This window comes from Planococcus citreus (genome assembly GCF_003664125.1).
In the GTDB taxonomy this organism is placed as follows: domain Bacteria; phylum Bacillota; class Bacilli; order Bacillales_A; family Planococcaceae; genus Planococcus; species Planococcus citreus.
Map to the genome: position 1 here is coordinate 829,970 of NZ_RCCP01000001.1, position 25,589 is coordinate 855,558.

The following is a 25,589-nucleotide window of genomic DNA, read 5'->3' on the forward strand; positions in this document are numbered from 1 at the left end:
CCAGGTCTTATTAGCTTTACTATATATTTTTCTTTGTATATTTCCTATCCCTCTTACACCTCAAAAGAAAAAGCATCCATTCAATTTGAATGGATGCTTTGTTTTGTATGGCGATTCATTTCAAGCCTTCAACAATTTCGCATTAATTGCGACAATGACTGTACTTAAGCTCATGAACACCGCGCCGACTGCCGGGCTGACGATGATGCCCCACGGTGCCAGCACGCCGGCAGCGAGCGGGATGGCGAAAATATTATAGCCGGTCGCCCACCACAAGTTCTGGACCATTTTGCGGTAGGTCTTTTTCGACAGGTCGATGAGCGCGACGACATCGTTCGGGTTGCTTTTGACGAGCACGACGTCTGCCGTTTCCATCGCAACGTCCGTCCCGGCACCGATTGCAATGCCGAGGTCAGCGGTTGCGAGTGCCGGGGCATCGTTTACCCCGTCTCCGGTCATGGCCACGCGCCAACCTTGGTCTTTGATTTTCTTGATTTGATTCGCTTTATCATCCGGCAGCACCTCGGCATATACTTCATCGATGCCGAGCTGTGCGGCGACCCAGTTCGCGACTTTTTGGTTATCGCCTGTCAGCATGATCGAATGGATGCCTTTTTCCTTCAAAGCCGCGACTGCCTGTTTCGCCGTGTCGCGCACCATGTCGGCGAGCGCGATCATGCCCGCGAGCTTGTCATCAGCCAGGACGAAGACGACCGTTTTGCCTTGTTCCGACAATGCGTTAAAGACTTGTTCATCATATGGCACATTTTCGCCTTTGATATAACCGGGGCTGACGGCATTAACTTTCATGCCGTCCACTTGGCCCTGTATGCCTTTACCGGTGATTGATTCGAAATCGGTGACTTTGCCAATCGCCAAGTTGCGTTCTTTTGCCGATTGGACGATTCCCGTCGCAATCGGGTGTTCCGAGTTCTGTTCGATCGCTGCGGCGAGCTGCAACACTTGGTCTTCGCTGTAGCCATCACTTGCGATGATGTCGGTGACTCCAAACTCACCTTTCGTCAGGGTTCCTGTTTTATCAAAGACGACGGCGTTCAAATTGCGCGCGCCTTCAAAATCTGCGCGGTTGCGGATCAACAAACCTTGCTTAGCTGAAATCGACGTCGACACCGCGACGACAAGCGGAGCCGCCAAGCCGAGTGCGTGCGGGCAAGTGATGACCATGACCGTCACCATGCGTTCGATGGCGATATCAAAGGAATAGCCGAGGGCAAGCCAGGCGAACAATGTGGCAAATCCGGCAGCGAGCGCCAGATAAAATAGCCATTTCGCGGCACGGTTCGTCAAATCCTGCGTTCTGGATTTTGATTCCTGGGCTTCCTTGACCATCGTGATGACTTGGGACAGATAGGAATCTTCTCCGGTTTTCTCTACTTCCACGACGAGCGAACCTTCTTTATTGACCGAGCCGCCGATGACCGCATCGCCGTCTTGTTTTTCAATCGGGATCGATTCCCCCGTCAGCATCGATTCATCGACCGCGGAACGGCCTTCGACGATGACGCCGTCGACCGGGATCTTCTCGCCCGGCTTGACCAATACCCAATCCTTGTTGCGGATTTCGGACAAAGGCACGTCTTCGACTTGTTTGTCTTCATTCAAACGATGCGCTTCATTCGGCATCAATTTGACGAGCTGCTCGAGCGCGTTCGATGCCCCCATGATGGAGCGCATTTCGATCCAGTGCCCGAGCAGCATGATGGTGACGAGCGTCGCGAGTTCCCAGTACAGCTGATTGCCGTCCCAACCGAACACGACCAAGGTGCTATAGCTGTAGGCGATAGTAATCGCGAGCGCAATCAAGGTCATCATGCCCGGCGCTTTGTCTTTCAGTTCAGCGATGCCACCCACAAGGAACGGCCAGCCGCCATAGAAAAAGACAATTGTCGACAAAGCGAACAACACATACATATCGTTGCCGAAGCGCCAATCGACGCCGAGAAAATGCTGAATCATCGGTGAAATCGCGAGAATCGGGAGTGTCAGGATCAGCGAGATGAAAAAGCGCTTCTTGAAATCCTCCACCATGTCTTCATGTCCGCCGTGACCGTGATGGCCGTGTCCTTCAGTCTCATGCCCGTCGTGCGCATGTTCTGTATGGGCATGCTCTTCTTGGACGGTCGAATCGTCTTCATGCATGTCGTGATGGCCTGTACCCGATGAATGGTCGTCTGCATGTGGTTTTGTTTCGTCATGTTTTGCCATGTACTTTCACCTCTCGGATCGTTTTTCGGTTCTTTTGACTTCATTATAAGCATCAATTATCGAGAAATTATCGAGAATAGCTAATCGCGCTTTTTTGGAATTTGTGCAGTTTCTATGGAATTTCTATCGAGTTCGGAACATTCCGTTTACTTCCAGTTCCAACGGGAAATTGCCTTACTGACAAGTTAAATCCAATAAGGAGGTTTTTGGAATGGCTCACGAACAACACCAACAATTGCTCGAGACCTTGCACGACTGTATGGCGGCGTGCAACCACTGCTTCGACGCTTGCCTGAAGGAAGACGATGTCAAGATGATGGCGGAATGCATCCGCTTGGACCGGGAATGCGCAGACATGTGCGCGTACTTGGCACAGGCGATTACGCGCAACTCGCCTTTCGTCCCACAGCTCGCAAAAGTGTGTGCGGAAATCTGCCAAACTTGCGGCGACGAATGCCAGAAACATGCCGATATGCACGACCATTGCAAGAAATGCGCGGAAGCTTGCCACAACTGTGCAGAGGCTTGCCGTTCAATCGCATAAGACAGATAGAGCCAGCTGGAATGTTTTCCGGCTGGCCCTTTTGTGCGTTTATTCGGCTTCGTTCAACCATTTATAGCCGACGCCCCACACGGTCAGGAAATGCTTATCGACCGGAAAGCCGGATTGGCGGATTTTCTCGCGGACGTTGCGGACGTGTGAATCGATCGTGCGCCCTTCCGTTTCCGAGTCATAGCCCCAAATGAGCAATATCAATTGGTCGCGCGAAAACACTTTGCCGGGGTTTTTCAGCAATTGCCCGACCATGAAGAATTCTTTCGGCGTCAGTTTGATCGGCGTGCCCCGGTAGCTCAGCTCGAAGCGTTCTTCGTCCCATTTCAAGCCATCCACTTCGATGATGTTTTTTGGCGCTTGCCGCCTGAGCAGCGCTTCGATGCGGGCGAGCAATTCTTCTTCATTGAACGGCTTGGTGATGTAATCATCAGCGCCGAGCTTGAGCCCTTTGACGATGTCTTCCTGTTGCTCGCGCGCCGTCAACATGATGATCGGCACATCGGAAAAGCTGCGGATTTTTACACAAAGCTCAAAACCGCTCATTTCGGGCATCATGATATCCAGCAAGACGATGTCGAACGCCTGCGTTTCCAAATGGCGCAACGCTTCCCTCGGCCCTTGCGCTTTTATGCATTGATAATGGTGAGGCGTCAAGTACAAGGCGAGCAAATCAAGCATGCGTTGTTCATCATCGATCAATAGGATTTTTTTCATTTTCCTCACCTCGTTTCAATGTGATGGTGACAGCCGTCCCTACTCCCCGCTCGCTGTCGATGTCGATGCGGCCGCCGTGCGATTCGACCAGCTCCTTGGCGATCGCGAGCCCAAGCCCGCTGCCACCGTACTGCCTAGAGCGGGATTTGTCGACGCGATACAGGCGGTCAAAGACGAACGGCAAGTCTTCTTGCGGGATGCCTTCGCCCGTGTCGGTCACGGTGATGGTGATCGATTTGGCGTCTTGCCGCCCTTGCAAGGTGACTTGGCTTCCGGCTTCGGAATGCTTGCGCGCGTTGTCGAGAATATTGAGCAAGACTTGCTGGAAACGCGCTGGGTCGATTCGGGCGGTAATTTTCGGATCGCATTCGACCGAAATGGTGATGTTCTTGTCATTGAACGCCGGGCGCACGAGCGCAGCGACCGAATGGCATAGTGCATCGAGCGGCACTTGCTCTTTCTGGATGGAAAATTGGTTATGGTCGAGTTGTGCGAGTTCGAATAATTGCTTGATGAGCGTCGTCAAATGGGCCGTTTCTTCCCGGATGATCGCAAGGTATTCTTCCCGCTCTTGTTCAGTCAGCCCGGGCCGGCTCGCGATGTCGGCGTAGCCTTTCATGTAGGTGAGCGGAGTGCGCAGTTCATGCGAGATGCTCGCGAGAAAATCGTTGCGTTCCTGCTTCAGCCGGTCCAAGTCATCGGAGAGCCGGGTAATGGCATTGGCCAGCTCGCCCAGTTCGTCGTTGCGTTCGATGTGGAGCGCCACTTCGCCATGGCCTTTGCCGAGCTGCTCGGTCGCTTCTTTCATGCGGATGAGCGGCAAGGTGATAAAGCGCGACAACAGGAAAATCGTCATGACCGTCAGCAACACCGAGATCAAGCCGCCAAGAATGAATTGATTTCTCATGCGCCCGACCATTTCCTTGATGTGATTCGTTTCGGCGAACATGAAGACATGCCCCCGATGCTCGCCGCCGATCGTAATCGGGCTGTCGGTCGCGATAAAGCGTTCATCCCGCCAATTGTCCTCGAGGATTTCGCCTTGTTCCGGGACCTGTTCGATATCGGTATGGCTGAGCACGTCGAGCATTTCCGGTTCGATTCTGTCGGAATGGGTCAATTCATTGCCGGTTTCATCCGTGATGATGACGACGAAATCCGAAGACGATTCCATCATCGCAACATGGGACAATGTCGTTTCATTGAAACTGTCCTCGAGCACTTCGCTATGGGTATTGCCCCGCGCGAGAAGGTTCGACATCACTTCATCGACGCGCTCGTTGACATATGTGAGGTAGAGCGTCGAAAACAGGAACAATTCGATGCCGACGATGAAGACGAAAAATAATAGGCCGATTTTTAATGCCAGTTTGTTTAACATAAACTCCCTCTTTCAGCAGTGGCTTTGCATGGCGTTCTTGCATTGGATTCGATTCAGAGGCCGGGAACTCCTTGTTGCTTTTGCCCTTTCCTCCACTATACTCGAAAGTTTTCGATTTTTTGTGCAGGGAAACAAAGAAGTGACAGGAATTTCCCGCCGCATGCGATTGTTTTAAATTGTCACGGTTTGTGCACAGATTTTGCAAACATTCGGGGTAGCGTACTTAAGAAGAGATTGAAGAAATGAGGGATTCAAGATGGTGAAGAACAAAATGATGATGGGGGCCGCCTCCGTTTTCGCTGCCCTGGCGCTGAGCGCATGCCAAGCCGACCCGTCGCCTGCCGATGCCCCGGTGGATATGGATGAGCAGATGGACGAGAACATGGGAGACAATGCCGATGACATGAACGATCAAATGGATGAACAAATGGGCGATGAGGATGACCATATGATGGACCATTCGGGATCCGGGGAAATCCCGGACGATTTAGAAGAAGCCCAAGACCCTAAATATGCCGTCGGGACTCAAGCGATCATCACGACCGATCACATGACTGGCATGAAGGATGCAGAAGCGACCATTGTCGGGGCTTACGACACAACGGTCTATGCTGTCAGCTATACGCCATCTGGTGGAGCCCCGGTCGAGAACCATAAATGGGTCATCCATGAGGAATTGGAGAATGCCGGAGGCGAACCTTTCCAGGAAGGCGATGAAGTCGTGCTCGATGCCGACCATATGCAAGGCATGGACGGCGTGACGGCCACGGTCGATTCTGCACAACAAACGACTGTCTATATGATTGATTTCAATGCGATGGACAGCGGCGAGAAAGTGACTAACCACAAATGGGTCACAGAAGATGAATTGATGCCTGTCGAGTAAAACACCAGTACACCATAAAGGAGAGAGACGATGAATAATTACTTGAAATTCGGAATCATGATCGGGACATCTACATTTATTATGTATTGGCTGATGTATTTGAACGTATTCCAACTGGGTCATATTTTCTACAGCGAAACACGCCTCTATATGGCGCTCATCATGGGCTCTGTCATGGCGATTGTCATGATGCTGTTCATGTGGCCGATGTACAAGAACAAGAAAGCGAATACCGGAATCCTTGCCGGCAGCGCGCTGATTTTCGCCTTATCGCTTTACCTCGTGCGCAGCCAAGTGCTCATTGAAGATACCGGCTGGATGAAAGCGATGATCCCCCACCACTCGATCGCCATCTTGACGAGTGAACGCGCGAACATTTCCGACCCGCGCGTGAGACAGTTGGCAGATGAAATCATCAAAGCCCAGCGCAAGGAAATTGATGAGATGAAGAAATTGATCGAGGACTTGGAGAATGAAGAATAAGCATTTCTAAGGATGGTTGCTGGAATTGGCCAGCGATACTTTTACATTGAAGGAAGCGACTGAAGATGAAGAAATTTATACTGGGCACATTCGCGCTAAGTTTTCTATTAGCAGGCTGCAGCGATAATGGCTCTCCCATGGGCGACGGGCATATGCGCGACCAGGGTGGCATGGGTGGCATGAGAGACGGCGACGGAAATAATCCGGATGGCAGAAATCAAGGCGGCATGAATGGCATGGGCGGCATGATGAACCATGGCGCCGTGCCATCTCTTGAGCCTTCGGAAGGAGTCCGCGAGCTGACAATCCCTCCTCTCATGGAGCCGCAGCAAGGGCAGGATTTCGATTATGAAGTTGTCGCCCAGCAAGGCAGCACCGAGTTTTTCGAAGGCGTCCAGACCGCCACTTACGGCTATAATGGCGATCTCCTCGGCCCGACCTTGAAACTCGAACAAGGCGAACGTACCGAGGTTAAAATCACCAACGCGTTGGACGAACCGACGACATTCCATTGGCACGGCCTTGAAGTGCCCGGCGACATCGACGGCGGGCCGCATGGTGAGATCCAACCGGGCGAAAGCCGGATCATTACGCTAGAAGCCGATCAACCCGAAGCGACGCTGTGGTATCATCCGCACGTCCATGGCAATACGGCCCAGCAAGTCTTCAAGGGGCTTTCCGGCATGCTGTTGATCGATGAGGCCGGTACGGATTCGGGGCTGCCGGATGAATACGGCGTCGATGACATTCCGCTCATTTTCCAGGATCGGCTGTTTGATGAAAACCAGCAATTGAATTATGGGCGCTTGATGGACAATGACGGCACACTCGGCGATATCTCGATGATTAACGGTACACTCGATCCGAAATTGACCGTCGCGAAGCCTGTCATGCGCTTCCGGATATTGAATGGCTCCAATGCGCGGAATTACACGTTCCGCTTGAGCAACGGTGGCGACTTCACGCAAGTCGCTTCAGACGGCGGCTTGCTGGATGAGCCGGTGGAAACCGATTCGCTGACTTTGGCCGCCTCTGAGCGCGCCGAGATCGTCATCGACTTTTCCGAATTCAATGGACAAGACATCGCTATCGTCAATGAAGAAGGCGTCGAGTTGCTGCCGTTTGAGGTGGCGTTAGACGACTCCCCTGCCGATTCAATGGATATGCAAGCAGCGGGCGAACCGTTCCTGAGCGAACAGGAACAGGAAATGCCAGTCACTAAAAAGATCGAGCTGTTTGGCATGATGGAAATGGTGACGATCAATGGCAAGAAATTCGATATGGACCGCATCGACTTGCGCCAGGAACAAGGCGTGACGGAAGTATGGGAAGTAACCAATGAACCGGATATGATGGGTGGCATGATCCATCCTTTCCATATCCACGGCACCCAGTTCAAGATCATTTCACGCGATGGTAAGCCGCCAGAAGCGCATGAACAAGGGTTCAAAGATACTGTCTTGGTCGAACCGGACGAAACAGTGAAATTGCTCGTCACTTTCCCCGAAAAAGGCGTGTTCGTCTATCATTGCCACATCTTGGAACATGAAGATAATGGCATGATGGGCCAAATCGAAGTATATTGAACACAACAAGGCAGACAGCGGAATTTCGCTGTCTGCCTTGTTTTACGTTAAAATTAGCTCTTGTTTGTTGCTGAAGCCAGTTCACCGCTTGTGGCTGCGGTTAATTTCAAGCTCATCCAAAACAATAGCAGCGAGATCCCGAACATGACGGCAGTCGAAGCGATGACCACCGGCTGAACGGAAACCAGTTCCGACGCCACACCGATGATCGCTGTCACCATGATAATAAGCAGCGCTTCAAGAAGGCCATAGACGCTGACAGTCCTGCCCATGACTTCGACCGGAATATTGTTTTGCGTGAAGGTGTGGAAACCGATGTTGGCAAACGCAAGTGAAAACGCCAAGATGAAAAACCCGAGCGCTGCGACCGCGAATGAACTCGAAAACGCATAGACGAGATAACCGAGTGATACCAACACCGATCCACCGCCGATCAAAGCAGCGACCGTCAATCTTTTCGTGAATACGGTGTTAACAATAGCCCCGAAAATGATGCCAGCTCCCGCGACGCTCACGAGAAACCCGTACTCGCCGTCTGTCAGGCCGAGCACGCGTTTCGAGAACGTCGCTTCCTGCGAATCGATGGCGGTGGCCATGACCATCATGCAGCTGAATAAAAAGAAGACCGTCATGACAAGAACGTGGCGTTTGCTGAATGCGATGACGATTCTCCAGTCGGCGCGGATTATTTCCCAGGACATACGCGTTGGAATTACCGCAGCGGCTGCTTTGTGTTCGAGCTTCGGCATCGTGCTGAGGATGAGGGCGGAAGTGACGAGCGCCGCTGCGTTCAAGTAAATGGCAATCACCGGCGTGCCCATCATGAACAAGATACCAGCAACTGCCGGGCCGATGAGAAAGGCCCCTGAATCGATGAGACTGCGGAAGGCATTGAAGCGCTGGCGGTTTTTCTCTGGAATCAATTTAGTGATGTAGCTCATCGAGGCCGGTTCAAACATCGATCCCGCCATATTGATGAGGAGTACGAATACATAGATGAGCCATACAGAGGAGGCGAACGGTAAACAAGCGATGAGCAAGGCCCGCAATACATCGAGCGTGATCATCAAATTGCGTTGGTTCGTCCGGTCGATGACACTGCCTGACCAGAAGTTTGTCAATAGGGTCGCAGCTGGCTTGACGATATATAGCCCCGCGACTGCAAGCGCCGATCCGGTCATATCGAGCACGATCAAGTTCAAGGCGATCAAATACACCCATGCCCCGAAGTTCGCGATGCCGATCCCTGTTAGTAATATGGCGGGTTCCCGCCACTCTTTGTCGTTCCATATCTTTTTCATCTCTGCCACCGCTTTCCTTTTCTTTTGGACAAAGAAAAAAATCCCGCCCCCAAGACTAATTGTCTTGGGGACGAGATTCCGGTCGTGGTGCCACCCCTGTTCGCCCATATGTCGCCATATGCGCCTCATTCGGTACACTGGATCTATACCTAAGCTCTTTAACGGGAGCAGACGCCGCATCATCCCCATTTGGTTCCGATGCGGTGCTCAGAGGCTTGCTTCGCTGACATCCTTTTGCCCCGTTCCACCAACCCGGAGCTCTCTAGGAAAAGGAATTGCCAGCTACTGTTCTCTTCATCGCACTGATTTTAGATTTTCACTAGATTACCATGAGCCCGAGGGATTGGTATATAACAAGATTCTGCCTGTTTCATTAATATTCATTCAACCGTGATCCTGGAGGCAAGAAAATAAGGAATGTCCGGTGTCGTATCGAATGGCGTGACTTTGACGCGATCGCCTTCTTCGAGCTCCTCGAACGAGCTCGCGGCGCCGATGAACTCCGTATGGTCGGTCAGGAAAATCTCTTGGATGGGGTCTTGCCGTGCATCATCGGTTTGGACATCCAGCATAAAACTCGCCTCTGTCTTTTCCGCCACCGTGCCGTGTAAACTGCCGCAACCTGTCAATAAAATCGATGAAATGATAAATAAGCCAAGCCGCTTTTTAATCGTTCCCACTCCCATCCCCGAAACATTTATACATTTTTCACCTTTTGAAGCCATCTATCGTTTTCTTGATCGCTTTAATTACGAAATACACCAACGCAATGGTGATGATCAGCATTACGAGCATGGAACCCGGTCCCATAATTAGCCCCCTTTAATTCACTGCAATTAATATGGATTTTATGGAAAATATTGATAAATAAATGGTAGCATACATATTTGTGGCAAGACATAGTTAATCTTAAGTAAATAAGGAAAAAACGACTGGTATTTATGTAACTTTTTGGATCAAAGGTCGTATAGTTCATTAGAGTTATATTCAAAATGATAATTGGAGGAGGACCTAGTATGCCCAATCACAACAAAGCTGAAGACCAGCGTGACCGCCTGCAGCTGAAAGACCAGAAAGAACATGCAGGCAGCAATGTCAATGACTCGACCAACCGCGCACAAAGCGGCATGCCAGATACGCGAGGCATGGGATGGAAAGAAATCGGCGGGGTCATTTTGCTGCTGGTGATCTTGTTGATTGCTTATAGTTTGTATCAAGTGTTTTTCGGTTGAGTAGTTGGATTAACAGAAGGGATTGGGGAAGTTGAATAAGAAAATTTTAATCGTAGTGTTAACGTTGATGGTGTGTGTGGCTTTGGTCGGCGGGACGCTTATTTTCTTGAAAAGCAACCCGCCGCTTGAAATAAATATGCAAGCCACTAATGAAAACCAACATTTCGCCGTAGTCGGTTTTGGCAATAAGGGATGGGGGGATATCCGCGTGACGGATGTCGCAGTGAATGATTACGAAGATCCGCAAGATAGCAAAATTCAAGTAAGCAACGAGGTGCAAGGACTGGTTCATACAGACGATTTTCAGTCCGAAGCAGCGCAGCCCTATCGCTTCCACAATTTCGATGAAGTAACCATCCAAACAGGTACTTCTCCGCCTCACGATGCAGAAAGTGCTTCCAAAGACGAAGAGATTTACGGGCTCAATGTGATACATAATGAAGAAATCCGGAGCATACATATCCAATACAGCTATTTTGGCATCACCTTATTTGAAGAAGTGGAAATATCTTTCTGAGAAGGAACTATAAAAGCGACGCAGCTGATTCAAACAGCTGCGTCGCTTTTATCTGTCTTTATTCAGATTCTCACCCTTACTCTTCCAATAGAACGATCCGCTCCGCGACGACGCCTGCCATTTCAGGACCTTCATCGAATTTCCAGACAGCCACTTTATCTCCTTCTTTAAATCCCTTTTCGAACCTTGTCCCATTAGAAAAAAATGTAGCCGTCGGAAGTTCATAGCTTTGGTAATCGATTTCGAGCGCTTGCTCTTTGGTGATTCTTTCGACCACTACCAAGGCTTGCTTTTCCTCGAGCACTTTGATCACATGCCCTATGACGACAGGCGGATCCGCTATCAATTCTGTTGCCGGGTAAGGTGAGTTGCCGACATCCGGTCCATCCGAACAGGCGGATAGGAAAAGCACAGCGCTTGCGATTGCTATGTATTTTAGAATTCTCAATTGCCATCCTCCTTGATAGTTTTAATTTCAATTCATATCGAAGTAACCGCAGCTCTTCCAGGATTCATTCCAAAGTAATTTTACTTATGCTATGCTTGTCTTATTAACAATTAATTGGAAATGAATAAACCCAAAAATCTGTAGAGAAAAATATAATTAAAAAGGGAATTTTACAATGACTTCTGTATTCCTGACTGGAGTGTTCAGTTTAATATTCACCTGGGTTTTGCCGATTGCCATCATTATTGCATTGGTAGTGCTATTCAAAAAGGTAAATCGGCTAGAAAAAAAGCTCGATAAGTGAATTGTATAAGAAATGTTAATCTGCTGTAGCTTACTTAGAATCCTTTACGTATTGGTTACACGTGGCCGACTTAAAGTTTCAAAAGGATTGGTTACTTTCCAGCCTTTTATTACGACCACACGTCGCCGTTTAAGATTCTTCCTCATCCAAATTGAAGGTTTCCGATTTCCCATCCCATATGACTTCGACTTTAATTTTCGTGTGCTCTTGAATGATCGCACAATCCACGCAGCTTCCGTTTTGCAGCGTCACTTTCCCATCTGTTACCGGCACATTCGTTGTTGATTGGCCTCGAATAACCGAATTCATCGAATAACCGATCGTCTCTGGTGCTGTCCCTGCTCCTATATACTCGAGCGTCCCCTCAACTTGCTGGCTGCCGCTTTGTGCCTCGACTACTTTATACGTCATGCTCCAACTCTGGCTTTTTCCTGAATAAAGATATTGCTCTCCGCCAATACATCCACTTAATAAAACAGCAAGGAATAAGATTGTGATCAGTTTCTTCATTTGGCCACACCTCCATAGTCGATTATCACTCTTCTCTTTGCTCAATCCGCCAAACGATGAACTTCACAAGCTCAGCTACAAAAAAGAAGCCGAGCACCCAGAGGAGTAGGCCGTCCGCTGCCACGTCCGTAAAGATTTTGGCAACTATAAACCCAATGATGACAGCGGCGAGGAATGATAAATGGTAGGCCTTGTTTTCTTTTAAGTATTCTCTCATCCCTTCCACTCCCATTCGCTGCGCACTTATTTCAATATCGGCAAGCTCGCGTTGTTTGCCCAATCCATGACGAAGCGTTCCTGATGAAAGTTGATTTTCGGCAATTCGTCTGGGCTGAAGAAACGGTGCTCGTGGCTTTCTTCCCCTTCTTGCATCAGCTCACCTGAAAATTGCTGTGTGTGAAAAATGATTTGCACACTATAGACCTGGTCGCCGTTTTGGTATTCGGCATAGCCTTCTGTCCCTGAATACAGGCCGAATAGCTGCAGGTTCTCTGCATGCAGGCCGGTTTCTTCATGTGTTTCCCGAACGGCCGTCTCGAGAAATGTTTCGCCAGGCTCCATGACGCCGCCCGGAATCCCCCAGACATCTCGGTCTTTTCGGTGCTGAAGCAAAATTTGGCTGTCCTTTTCCAGAATGATTCCACATCCAACCGTCATCAATAGATTCGAGTCGATCAGCTCGCGCATGTCTTTTATATAATTCATAAAAACCTCCTCATTACATCTATCGCAAAACCTTAAACCCTCTTCTAGATTGCTATTTCTTTTGGTCCTTTTTAATATACCAAAAAAACCCAACATAAAATCAAACAAAGAGAAGAATTTTCAGATTCTTCTCTTCAATCTCTTGCTATCATTTTCATTCATTCGTTAAGTTCAACATTAGGGTATTAGTGACTCTTTCGGAAGCAACATACGATCCAAGGTTTTCGCCGTCACGGGCATAATGGCGTTCAAGATAAGCCCGCCGAAACACACCGTCAGCACCGTTCCAATGCCAATCGGTCCCCCGAAAACAATGGCGAGGACCAGGAATATCAAATAGATGGCGGTTCTGGAGTAGAACAGATTGGTCTTCGCCAATTCTTTTACGAGAAGCGTCAGGCGGTCCACTGGAATCGGCGCGAAATTCGTGTGGAGATAAATGGCCGTTCCCACGCCTACTGCGAAGAGGCCCGCTGTAAAGTAGAGAATCTGGCTGGTGACACTAACAGGCGCAATCGCTGTGCTCAATGTATGAAGCCAGAAATCGATGCCGATTCCGACAATGACGGCTGTCATGATGCCAAGGAGTTCCGGTTTCTGCCGGCCGAGCATGGCGTTGCCGACGATCATGATGGCGGCGATGATGATTTCCCAACTCCCCACCGTCAAGCCGACATTAAAGCTCAGGCCGACCAATAAAGCGTCGAACGGCGAGGTGCCGAGGTCTGACAAAATGGTCAGCGCGATTCCGAGTGACAATAACAACAGGCCTACGACGTAAAAGAAATATTTCATTTTTTTCGCTCCCCCTTCTTGCATTGGCCGAGTGGTTCTTGTACACTCAATATAATTCATTATTGTTGCATTTGCAACATAAATTAAGGAGTTCTATTATGGCAGAAATCCTACGCGAAATCGGCATGATTGCCCGTGCTCTTGATTCCATCAGCAATATCGAATTCAAAGAGCTCGAGCTGACGAAAGGGCAATATCTCTACCTCGTCCGCATCTGTGAAAATCCCGGCATCATCCAGGAGCAATTGCTCGACCTCATCAAAGTCGACCGCTCCACCGCGACACGAGCGCTCCAGAAATTGGAGAGCAACGGCTTTATTGAAAAGCATAATGACTCAGATAACAAGAAAATCAAAAAGATCTACCCGACCGAAAAAGCTCGCCAAGCCTATCCCTTCATCATCCGGGAAAACGAGCATTCGAATGCGGTCGCACTCGATGGCTTTACCGAACAGGAAGCGGTTGAAATCGAACGCTATTTGCGCCGCATCCGAGAGAACATCGAAGTCGATTTCGAAACGGTCAAAAAAGGCCATAAGCGCGATTATTAACCAGTAAAAGGAGCGAATCTTCATGGCAAGCCTACGTAAATGCACAGCAAGCGATCTTCAGGAACTGCAAGACATCAGCATTCTCACCTATAAGGAAACCTTCGACAAGCACAATAGCGAAAAAAACATGAACACCTATCTTGAAGCGGCCTATAATAAGCCGAAGCTCGAGAAAGAACTCGCCACCCCCTCCTCCCATTTCTATTTCGCGATGGTCGACGAGGAAGTGGCCGGCTATTTGAAAATCAACACAGACGAAGCGCAAACCGAGCCGATGGGTGATCAGGCGCTCGAAGTGGAACGCATCTACATCAAGAAAAAATTCCAGAAAAACGGCGCTGGGAAAGTATTGATGAATCAGGCGTTTGAGATGGCGAAAGAACTGGGAAAAGAAAAAATATGGCTCGGCGTTTGGGAGCACAACGACAACGCCCGTGCGTTCTACGAGAAAAAAGGCTTTGTCGAAACCGGCAGCCATTCGTTTTTCATGGGCGATGACGAGCAGACGGATTTGATTTTGACGAAGACACTTTAATCTGAAAGGCGGTCTACCATGTATATTCCAAAACACTATAAAGTGAATGACCCCGAAGAGATCCGCGAATTCATTGAAGCCCATTCATTCGGCACGATCATCACCGCTGGAAAAGGCCGTCCGCTTGCGACGCATTTGCCTTTCCAGCTAAAAAAAGAACAAGACGGATATGTATTGCGCGGCCATTTCGCACGCGGCAACCCTCAGTGGAAAACGATTGAAGAAGCGGATGAAGTATTGGTAACCTTCCAAGGCCCGCATTCCTATGTGACGTCTTCCTGGTATGAGGAAAAAGACATCCCGACGTGGAATTACCAGTCGGCGCATGTGTACGGCACCGGCCGCTTGCTATCGGAAGATGAACTGCGCGAGGATCTGGTAACTTTGCTCGAGAAGCATGAACAGCATCGCGACGAGCCGGTTCTGTGGGACACCCTCCCGACCGAACTGCTCGAAAAAGATATTAAAGGCATCGTCGGGTTCAAACTTCACATCACCGATATCCAAGCTGCATTCAAGCTGAGCCAGAACCAAGCGCCCGAAGACTATCAACATGTGATCGACGGGTTGCGGCAAGAAAAAGACCCGTTGTCCCATGAAGTCGCGGACGTCATGGACAAAAGGCGTCCGTAATCTGCGAACCCTTTTCGCTTGAAGTTCAGGACCGTCTCTTATATAACTAAAGGTAATTGAATTACTAAAAAAGGTTTTCTAGGGTTCCGCAGCACAGCTGGCCTGGTCCGAGAGAAAACACACAGCATTCGCTGTGACACGGAGGGACAAAAGCCTGGGAGAAACTGTTTTTACAGTTCTCCCGGGCTTTTTATTTTTGAAAAGTATTCTATGAAATTTAAATTGTAGCAACGGATGTTTCACAATACTGCTACGAACAACTCTTGGATTCGTGTTACCTTCGTTTTTATGAATTTTATTAACCTGGATGAAAAAGCGGAAGGTGGCGACTAATGAATAAGCGAAAGGAACTTGAGCTTGTTCATTTGCGACGCATCTGCCATGCAGATGTTGGAGCAGCTGCGTTTCCAACTTTTCCATTAGCGAACAAGAAGCGGCTGAAGCCATGCCCTGGCAGCTGGCAGCGCGACGTCCTGTCGCGCCAGCTGCATGACCCACATCCTGTGGGCCCGAAAGCGTCCACCTGCAGCGACTTCATTGGCTGATCTACTTTTCAATTTTTTACTTTATTTATTATTAGGAGGAATTCCAATGAATCTTCAATGGGGAAAAGTATTAATCGCGGCATTGTTTGAGGTGGCGTGGGTGGTCGGATTAAAGCATGCGGATTCGCTCGGCGAATGGCTCATTACGATCGTCGCAATCGCTGTCAGCTTCACGTTGCTGATCGATGCGGGAAACAAATTACCGGTCGGCACCGTATACGCGGTGTTTGTCGGGCTCGGGACGGCCGGGACAGTATTGTCGGAAATTATATTCTTCAATGAACCCATCAATGCCGCAAAACTGGTACTGGTCGGGATTTTACTGCTCGGCGTCATCGGCTTGAAACTCGTGACACCGGATTCAGCACCTGAAAGGAGTGAAGCGTGATGGCTTGGGTTTCATTGATACTTGCAGGGATTTTTGAAATGGTCGGCGTGGCGATGATCAATAAATGGCATCACGACCGAAAGTGGCAATCACTCGCGATGCTCATCGGCGGATTTGTCGCGAGCTTCTTATTTTTGTCCGTTGCGATGGAATCATTGCCGATGGGAACGGCGTACGCGATTTGGACCGGCATCGGGGCATCCGGCGGCGCAATCATCGGCATGCTGTTTTATAACGAATCAAAAGATTGGCGGCGCATCCTGTTTATCGCGATGGTTCTCGGTTCTGCCGTCGGGCTGAAGCTCGTTTCTTAATTTAACAATGGCAAAACTCCCCCGCTTCCCCTACTATGGGAATTAGAGATTGTTTGGCAGAAACATCCTTTTCTGCCAATACACCAAGACTTTCATCATCTATTCAAAGGGAGTGGGATGGAATGGATTTCAAGAATGTCACGGTTGCAGGAAGCGGTGTGTTGGGGAGCCAAATCGCTTTTCAATCTGCGTATCATGGATTTGATGTCGCAGTATACGATATCAACGAGGAAGCCTTGACTCGCGCAAAAGAACGTTTCGAGGTGCTCAAAAAGCATTTCAAGAAGGATTTGAAAGCGACAGACGAAGCGTTGGATGCAGCTTATAATCGCCTGTCGTTCTATACCGATTTAGGGGCATCAGTAGAGAATGCCGATTTGATGATTGAAGCGGTGCCTGAAGTGCTCGACATAAAAAAGGAATTCTACACGAACCTGGCAAAAGTCGCACCGGAACAGACGGTCTTTGCGACCAATACGTCGACGATGCTGCCGAGCACATTCGCTGAATACACAGGACGCCCAGAGAAATTTCTGGCGCTTCATTTCGCTAATGATATCTGGCGCAGCAATACCGCAGAAATCATGGGCCATGGCGGAACCGACGAATCGGTCTTCAACGATGTGGTCGAGTTTTCTCAAGCGATCGGCATGGTCGCGTTGCCGCTCCATAAAGAACAGCCGGGCTATATTTTGAATACATTGCTCGTGCCGTTTTTGAACTCGGCGCAGTATTTGGTCGTCAACGGCATTTCGGACCCGCACACCGTCGACAAAACCTGGATGATTGCAACCGGCGCCCCGAGAGGACCGTTCGCGATCTTGGATGTAATTGGCATCAACACGCCGTATCACTTATCTGTCGCCAAAGCCAACGCCGGCGACGCGGAAGCTGCGAAAGTTGCGGACTATCTGAAAACGGAATTCCTCGACAAAGGCCGCATGGGCATCCAGAACGGAAAAGGCTTCTACGATTACCCGAACCCGCGCTATATGGATAAGGATTTTTTGAAAGAGTGAGATAAGAAAACCCGCAAATCTGTGTGTGAATAAACACAAATTTGCGGGTTTTTTTGCGTCTTCGTTTGTGTATCTCCTTTAATGCCTATAGATGAAAGAACGCCCTAATTGAGCTCCTCACTCTTAATTCTTGCCAAACTTAAATATTGCCTTGGTATACCTGTTTGCCGTTATCCAAATCGATGATTTCCAACTCTTGAGCATGCTTTAGAAAAATGGTCTTAAACTGTTTTTCACCGTTTTCATTCACTAGAAAGAGAATGCGGTTTCCTGGATTGTCTGTGGCCAAATGGTACGTAAGTGAATCTGTATCAACTTTCTTTTCAATCATCGCGTACTCCGCATAGTTTGAGGCATCTACCGGGCGGTTTAATTCATCGCCAGCAGAAGCTTCTTCATCTGGAGCTTGTTGCAAAAACTCACCCGAATCAGCGTCGATCATAAACTCATATTCACGGCTTGTACTTTCCACTTCGACTTCGTAAAAGCGATTGTCTTCTAATGACAACTCTACTTCTTGTACCGTTCCCTCCACTTTTGCGAATACTTCCTGCAAAGCTTCCCCAGCACTCACTTTTGGAGCTTCCGCTGCGTTCAATGCCGATGCCCCAACAACGGACGCTCCGCCAATACCACCCGCGATGGCGGTTCCTGCAATGACTCTCATCCATGATTTCTTCAAGACGATTCCTCCTTTTTGTTATTACACAATAACAATAACGAACCGAAATGAGCTTTAACTGAGGAAAAGATTAGAATTCGATGAGAATCCCCGCTTTCGCCTCCTACTAGACTAACCGCTTGTTTCCTGCTCTCTTTTACTATTCGTCGCACAATCTGAACGACGCAGTAAGGAAGCCTTCAAAAATTCATTTACTATAACTTTTATTAATGGACGAAAAAAATCCTCTAGCGTGATTCTCCAAACTACAGTACAGTGTTGTGCAGCGATAGGAACAATATTGGGACTGAGAAAAGATAGATTTCAGCAAATACATCGAATATTGTAGAGACAAGGGAGGCCTGAAGGATGTTTTTAGACGAGAGAAGCGCTAGTTTACTAAAGCTCCTGCAGCATTCATCGATTCCCTCAATGGGTGAAATTGAAGATCAAACAGGGCTGACACGCAGACAGATTCAATACAGTTTGGGCAAGGTCAATGATTGGCTTCAATTTAATGATTACGCTCCTGTGCAGTACACAAGAGAACTCGGGTATTTTTTACCCGATAAGATTCCTGAAGATGCGATCAGCGTCAAGCTGACAAAACGGAGTTATGTTTTTTCAGAAAAGGATCGCGAGCAAGTGATTTACTTGATGATCCTGCTGAGCCAAGAACCATTGTCCGTTTTCCATTTTCAATCAGCCACGGGCGTTTCAAGAAACACCGTACTGAATGACCTACAACGCTTGAAAGAACTGGCTAGCGAGATGGGATTAACCATCCAGTATTCCAAACAATCGGGTTACATCATTACGGGCGACAGCCGGAGCAAACGATTCGTCATCGAGCAGCTGCTTTATGAAGTGTTGAACAGCCCAAACAGCCAAATGATTACACAGTGCATCTGGAGTGAATTTGAAGAACGTATCGCAGCTGTGCATGAGCAGTTGGAACACATTGAAAAGCAATTGGGCATCACCTTTACTGATGAACGGCTCGATGAACTCGCTTACCTGTTCTTTTCAACCGATCAATTGATCGGTAAAGGAGAAGAGTTGGCTCAAGACCCGAGCTGGCTGCCATTTGCAGAAACCAAAGAATATGCATTGATCGAAGCCATGATCAACACAGCAACTTTCCAATCCAATTGGAGCCAGACGGAAAAACTCTACGCCACCTTGCATCTGGTCAGCATGAACCGGACAAAAGATCGGTCACCCTTGAGAGATGACGAGGTTTTCCGTGAGCTTTTGCAGCAAGTTACAGAAGAGTTTGAACGGCTGACATTTGTTCATCTTCAAGACAAAGAGCAGCTTTGCGAGCAATTGTACGTCCATTTCAAACCGGCTTTTTACCGCATCAAATACGGGTTTCCCCACGTAAATCCGATGATGGAGCGGGTCAACAAAATTTATCCGGAACTTCACCATTTGACACGTAAATCGTTGAAGATCCTGGAAAAAGAGCTGGGCATCGAGCTTCCGGAAGATGAAGCCGCTTACTTCACGATCTATTTCGGCGGCTGGCTACAACGGCAAGGCACTCGTTTGGACGACCGGAAAAAAGCGATTGTCGTTTGCCCCCATGGCATTGGCGTCAGCAATATCCTCAACTATACGCTGCGGGAATTGTTTCCGACCATCCTGTTTTTGGATGTCTTATCAGTCAGGGACACAGCTGAATATCCATTGGATTATGATTTAGTCTTTTCATCGGTCTACTTGAATACCGAGGCCACTTTGTTTGTGGTCCCCCCCATTCTTGAAGAGCGGGACAAGCAGAAACTGAATAAGCAAGTGATGCAGGAACTCTACGGTTACGCAGTTCCGGACTCGGATGTTGACGGCTTGATGAAGCTCATTTCCCAATACGCAACGATCCACGACCCGAAGCAATTGGAAAAAGAATTGCAAGCCGCTTTGTATACGCAAGCAGCCGGAACATCCACACATGCAGTAAAGGAGGCAGAAAAACCCGTGTTAGGAGAACTACTGACTACCCAAACACTTCAACTAAAACAACAGGCCGCCACTTGGCAAGAAGCGATTCAACTGGCTGCCAGCCCGCTTGTGGAATTAGGGACCGTGAAAGAACAATACGTCAGCGCGATGATCGAATCCATCGAGAAAAATGGCCCGTATGTGGTCATCACCCCGCTCGTCGCCATCCCGCATGCACGCCCTGAAGAAGGGGTACTCTCATTGTCCATGAGCTTATTGAAGCTCGACCAGCCAGTCGATTTCGCGCCGGATAAACCTGTTCAATTGATCATCGTCTTAGCGGCTGCGGACAGCGACTCGCATCTGCGTGCTTTGATCCAACTGACCACGTTACTGAACGAGCCAGCCAATATTGAAAAAATGCTTGAAGCTACAGACAAAGAACAATTATTGGAGATCATTCAAACATATTCTAAGGAGGAAACAGAATGAAAATCATGGTAGTGTGCGGAAACGGATTAGGAAGCAGCTTTATTATGGAATTGAATGTCAAGAAAGCGTTAAACGAATTGGGCAAAACAGCGGAAGTCGACCATACCGACCTGACTTCGGCGAAATCGGTGCAGGCTGACATCTTTATCGGAGCTGCAGATATCATGAGCCAACTGGAAGATGGAAACAGAACGATCATCAATCTAGAGAATATGATGAGCATTCCAGAAATCAAATCCAAACTAGAGCCTCATTTAGCATAAGTCTGGCGTGAAGGGGGAAATGCTATGTTACAGGTAATCATGAACGATATATTGGGCGAACCAGCCATTCTCATCGGTTTGTTTGCGCTCGCGGGATTATTATTGCAGCGCAAAAGCAGCGCTGACGTCGTATCCGGCACCTTAAAGACCGTAATGGGCTTCTTGATAATCGGAGCCGGCGCAACCGTATTGATCGGCTCACTGGACATCTTTGGGAAGATGTTCGATTATGCATTCAACGTGCAGGGCGTCATTCCGAACAACGAAGCGATTGTTGCCGCTGCACAAAGCGAATTCGGAACGTCTACTGCATTGATCATGGTATTCGGGATGATCACCAATATTGTTTTGGCACGCATCACCCCGTTTAAATTCATCTTCCTTACAGGTCACCATACTTTGTTTATGGCATGTTTACTGGCCGTTACTTTGTCAGTCGGCGGACTCGAAGGTGCTCCATTGATCATTACAGGATCGATTATTTTAGGCTTGTGCATGGTGCTGTTTCCAGCGCTATTGCAGCCGTATGTGCGCCAAATTACAGGCAGTGACGATTTTGCTGTCGGGCATTTCGGCTCGATTGGCTATTTTGTTTCTGCTAATGTCGGCAAATGGGTCGGCAATAAAGAAAAATCCACTGAAGAGATCAAGGTTCCGAAGTCGCTGGGCTTTTTGAGAGACACTTCTGTAGCCGTTTCGTTGACGATGGTGTTGTTCTTCCTCGTTGTCGCGTTGTTTGCCGGGCAGGACTATATTGAAACGACGCTATCAGGCGGTTCGAATTTCTTAGTCTTCTCCTTCATCCAAGCGATCACGTTTGCAGCAGGCGTCTTTATCATCCTCGCGGGTGTTCGAATGCTGATTGCTGAAATCGTCCCTGCTTTCCAGGGGATTGCCGATAAATTGGTGCCTAATACGAAGCCCGCATTGGATGTTCCAACGGTCTTCCCGTTTGCTCCAAATGCCGTCATCATCGGTTTCTTATTCAGCTTCTTTGCTGGCTTGTTGGCGATGTTCGTCCTTCCTGTTCTTGGGTTAAGTGTTATTGTTCCTGGTTTGGTCCCGCATTTCTTCACGGGAGCTGCGGCTGGCGTCTTTGGCAACATCACAGGCGGAAGACGCGGTGCCATGGCGGGCGCATTTGCCAATGGACTGATCATCAGCTTTATCCCTGCCATCCTATTGGTGTTGCTGGGCGATATCGGATTCACCGGAACGACCTTTGGAGACTCGGACTTTGGCGTTGTCGGCATCTTGATTTTGAGCATCATGAAGTTGTTAGGATTCGCATAATCATTTAAAAAAACCATTCCAAAATCGACTGATTTTGGAATGGTTTTTGCGTGCAGCAATTATAGAGTTGTTTGCCAAAGCGTCTGGACATTTCGCGGGTTTAGTTCATTAACTCCAAGACCTCATCTTTTGTCGGAAGTGAAGAAATGGCGCCTTTTCCAGTAGTGACCAGCGCTCCGCTGGCATTTGCGAAAGCCAGTAGTTGCACGTGATGTTCTTTTAGCATGGCTTCCAAATTGTCTTGTCCCGCACCCAAATTCAATAATTGGTACAAGAATGCGCCAGTGAACGCATCTCCCGCTCCCGTCGTGTCTTCGACTTTTACCGAATATCCCGGTGATGAGTATTTTTCATTTTGCACGTACAAATCTGCACCCTTAGCGCCTTTCGTTAACACCACTCCCAATACATCCCCTGTAAACAAAGAGTTGATGGCTATGGACTCGTCCGCAATGCCAGTGATGAACTCCAGTTCGTCATCGGAAACTTTGACGATATGTGCCGTTGGAATAAATTCCTGGATGGTCTCCCGGCATTGCTTCGGATTGTCCCAAAGTGGCAAACGTACATTGGGATCAAAACTGATGATCGCGCCATGCCTCTTGGCGGCCCCGATCGCTTTCACGTGAGCTTTTTTCATCGGGCTGTCGACTAAATCGACCGAACCGAAATGCAACACATCGCCTTGCCCGAACCAGTCGGCATTCACTTCTGAAGCTTTAAGAAGCAAATCCGCAGAAGGGTTCCGGTAAAATGAAAAGTCCCGCTCCCCGTCTTCACGCAAAGAGACGAAAGCAAGCCCCGTATTCGCTTCTTTAGTCCGTGGAATTTTATCGATTTTCACGCCCACCTCGGCAAGCCGTTCCAACAGAAAATCACCAAAGGCATCTTGTCCGACTTTGGTGATCAATGAAGCTGTGCCGCCAAACTTCGCAACCGCCGCTGCCACGTTGGCCGGCGCACCGCCAGGCACTCGTGTAAACGAATCCACATCTTTTAAGGCGATGCCTTTTTGATGGGGAATAAAATCGATCAGTATTTCGCCAATCGAGAACAAGTTTCCCATTCGGCACCTCTCCCTTTTCTTGCTTTCATTCATCAGTAATCCCATTTCACTGCTTTAAACTTAGCTCGGCCGCCTGTCGCAAAAAACCGGATTTCCTGGCTTCTAATATCCGGGAAGATCCGTGCGGTAAACACTTCTTCGCCGTCGTTCACGAAAATCTCCACGGACGATGAATCGACGAATAGGTGAAATTTGTACACATCCCCATCGATCCGGCATTTGCGTTCGGTGCCATGCTTGCTGCCGATCACTTTGCCCGATGAGGCACGATCCATGATGACTTTCCCTTGGGCGGCATCGAATTTAATCACCGTTTTTTCAGTATCGCTCGCGCGGAATTCGATGCCATATTCCAAGGCGTCCCCGCGTTCAAATTCACAGATCAGTTCATACGTGACCCCTGAGAATCCTTCAACGACTTTCTTTTCATCCGACAGTTCCCCTTGCGCTTCCGTTTTAGCCTTGCGGAGTGATTGAAGTTCCGGAATCGGTGTCTGGATGATTTTCCCGTCCCGAAGCGTTAATTCCCGGAGGATGGTCAAGCAGTTGGCCCATCCATTGATATCGGTCGGATACTCGATTTCCGGCAAGCCCATCCAAGCGACCATAAGCCGTCTGCCACTCGGATCCTTCATCGTATGCGGGGCGTAAAAATCGAATCCCCGGTCGAGTTCGACAAAATCCCCGTGAATCAATTGCCGCCGCTCTAAATCAATTTTCTCGCCCAGCACATAACCGGCCTGGTAAAGATTCTGGTAAAGATCCCCCTCTGGTTCCAGCCCTTGCGGAGAGAAGATCAAGATGCCCCGGTCATCCATTTCAAAATAATCCGGGCATTCCCACATAAAACCGAAATTATCCAGATTGGTAGCCAGTTCCCCTTCGAACTTCCATTCCAATAAGTCGGATGAACTCAATAAACAAACAGCCCCTGTTTCATCGGTTCGCTGCGCGCCGATGACCGCGTAATACCGGTCTTCCACTTTCCACAATTTCGGATCGCGGAAATGCTCGGTGTATCCCTCTGGCACTTTATCGAGCACAGATTTTTTCGATTTGATGATATTTCCCTCATCGTCCATCTGCGCGATGCACAGGTAAGGATGTCTTACGAGATTCTCATCCCGTGTATTGCCGGTATATAACAAGTATAGTTTTCCGTCATGTTCCACAGCACTTCCCGAATATGCGCCATGGCTGTCAAAATACTCGTCCGGCTTGATGGCGATCCCGACATTCTCCCAGTTGACCAGGTCTGTCGATTTGGTGTGGTACCAATACTTCAAGCCATGAAACGGCCCGAGCGGATGCCACTGATAATACAAATGAAATTCCCCGTTGTAAAAACAGAAGCCGTTCGGATCGTTGAGCAGCCCGGACACCGGTTGGATATGAAAGGTTTGCCGCCACGTACAGCTATTGACCCTCAAAATCAAATTGTCGATATCCTCTTGGCTGATCTGGTCCAGACGGATGTAACTCTTCCCCCGCGGTAATTCCATCTTTGTCATTTCTCTCATTCTCCTTTTGGTAAAAGCAGAATTTTGTCATGCCGCATGACTTAAAAACTCCCTTGTGACATCCCCTCCTTGTAATCAGAATCCCTGGATGGCATCTGCTATACTTCACCAAAAATGATAGCGATTATTTAAAGGAATTATATTATTTTTAGGGTATTTTATCAATGAGACGCACTTAAAAAGTCAGATATTTCTGTAAATTTGTGATAGGAGTGTGTCTTGCACTCTACAAGATAAGGTACGCCAGTAAACTCACATCTCCTTGGGTTTACTGGCTTTTAAATGGAGATGCAACACAATTCATCCATGTTCATCCAGCTTCAGAAGATGTTCCTGAATTCGAAGCGCAGTTCCCTTTCCCTGGATTTTATAAACTATGGGTAGAATTCAAATTCGCTGATTCAGGAGTACCGGCCTTTCCATTTATAGTCGAAGTTTCATAAGAAAAGATGAGCTGAACCCCAAGTCGGGACACTTGTATAAGTGCCCTGACTTGGGGTTCAGTTCTATCAAAATCTATTTCTTCATTAGCTTCCATCGACGCCCCTATCCCCCTCAACTCAGTTTTCAAAAATCTCCTACAACTGAAATGGTATGAAGTGGTCTCTGTTTGAGCACCTTCACTTTCCTTTAAGTGATGGCGTGTAAACTGAATTCCGCTTCGTGATCTATTCCCGAAATATTATTTTGCTTCGAACTCCGTCTAGTTCATTCACAATTT

At 48.5% G+C, this 25,589-nt stretch carries 29 protein-coding genes, 1 riboswitch and 1 other annotated feature; of the genes, 16 read left to right on the top strand and 13 right to left on the bottom strand.

Going from position 1 to position 25,589, the window contains the following annotated elements; all coding sequences use genetic code 11:
• Positions 1-120 precede the first annotated feature (120 nt).
• Positions 121-2,226, bottom strand: a complete 2,106-nt coding sequence (locus tag DFR62_RS04145) for a heavy metal translocating P-type ATPase (protein ID WP_421958196.1) — start codon at positions 2,224-2,226, stop codon at positions 121-123.
• Between the two features lie 211 nt (positions 2,227-2,437).
• On the opposite strand from DFR62_RS04145, the gene DFR62_RS04150 reads away from it, so the two are divergent.
• A complete protein-coding gene (locus DFR62_RS04150; protein ID WP_121298197.1) occupies positions 2,438-2,770 on the top strand; it encodes a four-helix bundle copper-binding protein in 333 nt (110 codons plus the stop codon).
• Positions 2,771-2,818: 48 nt separating this feature from the next.
• On the opposite strand, the gene DFR62_RS04155 is transcribed toward DFR62_RS04150, so the two are convergent.
• Both DFR62_RS04155 and DFR62_RS04160 read right to left on the bottom strand, forming a co-directional pair.
• Positions 2,819-3,496 carry a response regulator transcription factor gene (locus tag DFR62_RS04155; RefSeq protein ID WP_121298198.1) on the bottom strand — a complete coding sequence of 226 codons (678 nt, stop codon included), beginning with the start codon at positions 3,494-3,496 and terminating at the stop codon, positions 2,819-2,821.
• Complete coding sequence (locus DFR62_RS04160; RefSeq protein ID WP_121298199.1) at positions 3,471-4,877, bottom strand: sensor histidine kinase; 1,407 nt, start codon at positions 4,875-4,877, stop codon at positions 3,471-3,473. Before DFR62_RS04160 ends, DFR62_RS04155 begins: the two co-directional genes overlap by 26 nt.
• Positions 4,878-5,133: 256 nt before the next feature.
• Between DFR62_RS04160 and DFR62_RS04165 the strand changes: the two genes are divergently transcribed.
• The 3 genes from DFR62_RS04165 (at position 5,134) to DFR62_RS04175 (ending at position 7,832) form a co-directional block, all read left to right on the top strand.
• Positions 5,134-5,763 (top strand): YdhK family protein, encoded by a 630-nt coding sequence (locus DFR62_RS04165; RefSeq protein WP_121298200.1) that lies wholly within the window; start codon positions 5,134-5,136, stop codon positions 5,761-5,763.
• Between the two features lie 30 nt (positions 5,764-5,793).
• Entirely contained in the window at positions 5,794-6,246 is a 453-nt protein-coding gene (locus DFR62_RS04170; protein WP_121298201.1) for a DUF305 domain-containing protein, read from the top strand.
• Positions 6,247-6,311: 65 nt separating this feature from the next.
• Complete coding sequence (locus DFR62_RS04175) at positions 6,312-7,832, top strand: multicopper oxidase family protein (protein WP_241663166.1); 1,521 nt, start codon at positions 6,312-6,314, stop codon at positions 7,830-7,832.
• Positions 7,833-7,885: 53 nt separating this feature from the next.
• Here the strand turns inward: DFR62_RS04175 and DFR62_RS04180 are convergent, their stop codons facing one another.
• Both DFR62_RS04180 and DFR62_RS04185 read right to left on the bottom strand, forming a co-directional pair.
• Positions 7,886-9,133: an MFS transporter gene (locus DFR62_RS04180; RefSeq protein WP_121299488.1), complete on the bottom strand. Its 1,248-nt coding sequence runs from the start codon at positions 9,131-9,133 to the stop codon at positions 7,886-7,888.
• Positions 9,134-9,196: 63 nt separating this feature from the next.
• Positions 9,197-9,440, bottom strand: a binding site (T-box leader).
• Between the two features lie 73 nt (positions 9,441-9,513).
• Positions 9,514-9,813, bottom strand: coding sequence for a hypothetical protein (locus DFR62_RS04185; protein ID WP_135449656.1), 300 nt, complete (start codon positions 9,811-9,813; stop codon positions 9,514-9,516).
• A gap of 336 nt (positions 9,814-10,149) precedes the next feature.
• Here DFR62_RS04185 and DFR62_RS04190 point away from each other — a divergent pair, with 336 nt between their 5' ends.
• On the top strand, positions 10,150-10,365 hold the full coding sequence (locus DFR62_RS04190) for a DUF6366 family protein (protein WP_121298203.1): 216 nt from the start codon (positions 10,150-10,152) through the stop codon (positions 10,363-10,365).
• Between the two features lie 31 nt (positions 10,366-10,396).
• Positions 10,397-10,882, top strand: a complete 486-nt coding sequence (locus tag DFR62_RS04195) for a hypothetical protein (RefSeq protein ID WP_121298204.1) — start codon at positions 10,397-10,399, stop codon at positions 10,880-10,882.
• A gap of 76 nt (positions 10,883-10,958) precedes the next feature.
• On the opposite strand, the gene DFR62_RS04200 is transcribed toward DFR62_RS04195, so the two are convergent.
• The 5 genes from DFR62_RS04200 to DFR62_RS04220 all read right to left on the bottom strand — a co-directional run bounded on the left by DFR62_RS04200 (position 10,959) and on the right by DFR62_RS04220 (position 13,644).
• Positions 10,959-11,330 (bottom strand): hypothetical protein, encoded by a 372-nt coding sequence (locus DFR62_RS04200; protein WP_121298205.1) that lies wholly within the window; start codon positions 11,328-11,330, stop codon positions 10,959-10,961.
• Between the two features lie 433 nt (positions 11,331-11,763).
• Positions 11,764-12,144, bottom strand: a complete 381-nt coding sequence (locus DFR62_RS04205; RefSeq protein WP_121298206.1) for a membrane lipoprotein lipid attachment site-containing protein — start codon at positions 12,142-12,144, stop codon at positions 11,764-11,766.
• A gap of 25 nt (positions 12,145-12,169) precedes the next feature.
• Positions 12,170-12,361, bottom strand: a complete 192-nt coding sequence (locus DFR62_RS04210) for a hypothetical protein (protein ID WP_121298207.1) — start codon at positions 12,359-12,361, stop codon at positions 12,170-12,172.
• Positions 12,362-12,387: 26 nt separating this feature from the next.
• Positions 12,388-12,849 carry an NUDIX hydrolase gene (locus DFR62_RS04215; protein WP_121298208.1) on the bottom strand — a complete coding sequence of 154 codons (462 nt, stop codon included), beginning with the start codon at positions 12,847-12,849 and terminating at the stop codon, positions 12,388-12,390.
• Between the two features lie 177 nt (positions 12,850-13,026).
• On the bottom strand, positions 13,027-13,644 hold the full coding sequence (locus DFR62_RS04220; protein WP_121298209.1) for a YczE/YyaS/YitT family protein: 618 nt from the start codon (positions 13,642-13,644) through the stop codon (positions 13,027-13,029).
• Positions 13,645-13,742: 98 nt separating this feature from the next.
• Between DFR62_RS04220 and DFR62_RS04225 the strand changes: the two genes are divergently transcribed.
• From DFR62_RS04225 to DFR62_RS04255, 7 genes are all read left to right on the top strand, one after another.
• Positions 13,743-14,195, top strand: coding sequence for a MarR family winged helix-turn-helix transcriptional regulator (locus DFR62_RS04225; RefSeq protein ID WP_121298210.1), 453 nt, complete (start codon positions 13,743-13,745; stop codon positions 14,193-14,195).
• 22 nt (positions 14,196-14,217) lie between these two features.
• On the top strand, positions 14,218-14,730 hold the full coding sequence (gene paiA, locus DFR62_RS04230) for a spermidine/spermine N(1)-acetyltransferase (RefSeq protein WP_121298211.1): 513 nt from the start codon (positions 14,218-14,220) through the stop codon (positions 14,728-14,730).
• 18 nt (positions 14,731-14,748) lie between these two features.
• Positions 14,749-15,363 carry an FMN-binding negative transcriptional regulator gene (locus DFR62_RS04235; protein WP_121298212.1) on the top strand — a complete coding sequence of 205 codons (615 nt, stop codon included), beginning with the start codon at positions 14,749-14,751 and terminating at the stop codon, positions 15,361-15,363.
• A 67-nt stretch (positions 15,364-15,430) separates the two neighbouring features.
• Positions 15,431-15,526, top strand: a riboswitch (guanidine-I (ykkC/yxkD leader).
• Between the two features lie 169 nt (positions 15,527-15,695).
• Complete coding sequence (locus DFR62_RS04240) at positions 15,696-15,908, top strand: hypothetical protein (protein WP_121298213.1); 213 nt, start codon at positions 15,696-15,698, stop codon at positions 15,906-15,908.
• A gap of 46 nt (positions 15,909-15,954) precedes the next feature.
• Positions 15,955-16,296: a DMT family transporter gene (locus tag DFR62_RS04245; protein ID WP_121298214.1), complete on the top strand. Its 342-nt coding sequence runs from the start codon at positions 15,955-15,957 to the stop codon at positions 16,294-16,296.
• Positions 16,296-16,610, top strand: coding sequence for a DMT family transporter (locus DFR62_RS04250; protein ID WP_121298215.1), 315 nt, complete (start codon positions 16,296-16,298; stop codon positions 16,608-16,610). Before DFR62_RS04245 ends, DFR62_RS04250 begins: the two co-directional genes overlap by 1 nt.
• A 122-nt stretch (positions 16,611-16,732) precedes the next feature.
• A complete protein-coding gene (locus DFR62_RS04255; protein WP_121298216.1) occupies positions 16,733-17,629 on the top strand; it encodes a 3-hydroxyacyl-CoA dehydrogenase in 897 nt (298 codons plus the stop codon).
• A 139-nt stretch (positions 17,630-17,768) separates the two neighbouring features.
• Here the strand turns inward: DFR62_RS04255 and DFR62_RS04260 are convergent, their stop codons facing one another.
• Entirely contained in the window at positions 17,769-18,311 is a 543-nt protein-coding gene (locus DFR62_RS04260) for a PepSY domain-containing protein (protein WP_241663185.1), read from the bottom strand.
• 348 nt (positions 18,312-18,659) lie between these two features.
• On the opposite strand from DFR62_RS04260, the gene DFR62_RS04265 reads away from it, so the two are divergent.
• Genes DFR62_RS04265 through DFR62_RS04275 form a run of 3 tightly spaced genes read left to right on the top strand, consistent with a single transcriptional unit; the run spans position 18,660 to position 22,282 of the window.
• A complete protein-coding gene (locus DFR62_RS04265; protein WP_121298217.1) occupies positions 18,660-20,726 on the top strand; it encodes a BglG family transcription antiterminator in 2,067 nt (688 codons plus the stop codon).
• On the top strand, positions 20,723-20,989 hold the full coding sequence (locus DFR62_RS04270; RefSeq protein ID WP_121298218.1) for a PTS sugar transporter subunit IIB: 267 nt from the start codon (positions 20,723-20,725) through the stop codon (positions 20,987-20,989). Before DFR62_RS04265 ends, DFR62_RS04270 begins: the two co-directional genes overlap by 4 nt.
• A gap of 24 nt (positions 20,990-21,013) precedes the next feature.
• Positions 21,014-22,282 carry a PTS ascorbate transporter subunit IIC gene (locus tag DFR62_RS04275; protein ID WP_121298219.1) on the top strand — a complete coding sequence of 423 codons (1,269 nt, stop codon included), beginning with the start codon at positions 21,014-21,016 and terminating at the stop codon, positions 22,280-22,282.
• Between the two features lie 100 nt (positions 22,283-22,382).
• Here DFR62_RS04275 and DFR62_RS04280 read toward each other — a convergent pair whose 3' ends face one another.
• Positions 22,383-23,348, bottom strand: a complete 966-nt coding sequence (locus DFR62_RS04280; protein ID WP_121298220.1) for a carbohydrate kinase family protein — start codon at positions 23,346-23,348, stop codon at positions 22,383-22,385.
• Between the two features lie 32 nt (positions 23,349-23,380).
• Positions 23,381-24,850, bottom strand: coding sequence for a glycoside hydrolase family 32 protein (locus DFR62_RS04285; RefSeq protein ID WP_121299492.1), 1,470 nt, complete (start codon positions 24,848-24,850; stop codon positions 23,381-23,383).
• Between the last annotated feature and the right edge of the window lie 739 nt (positions 24,851-25,589).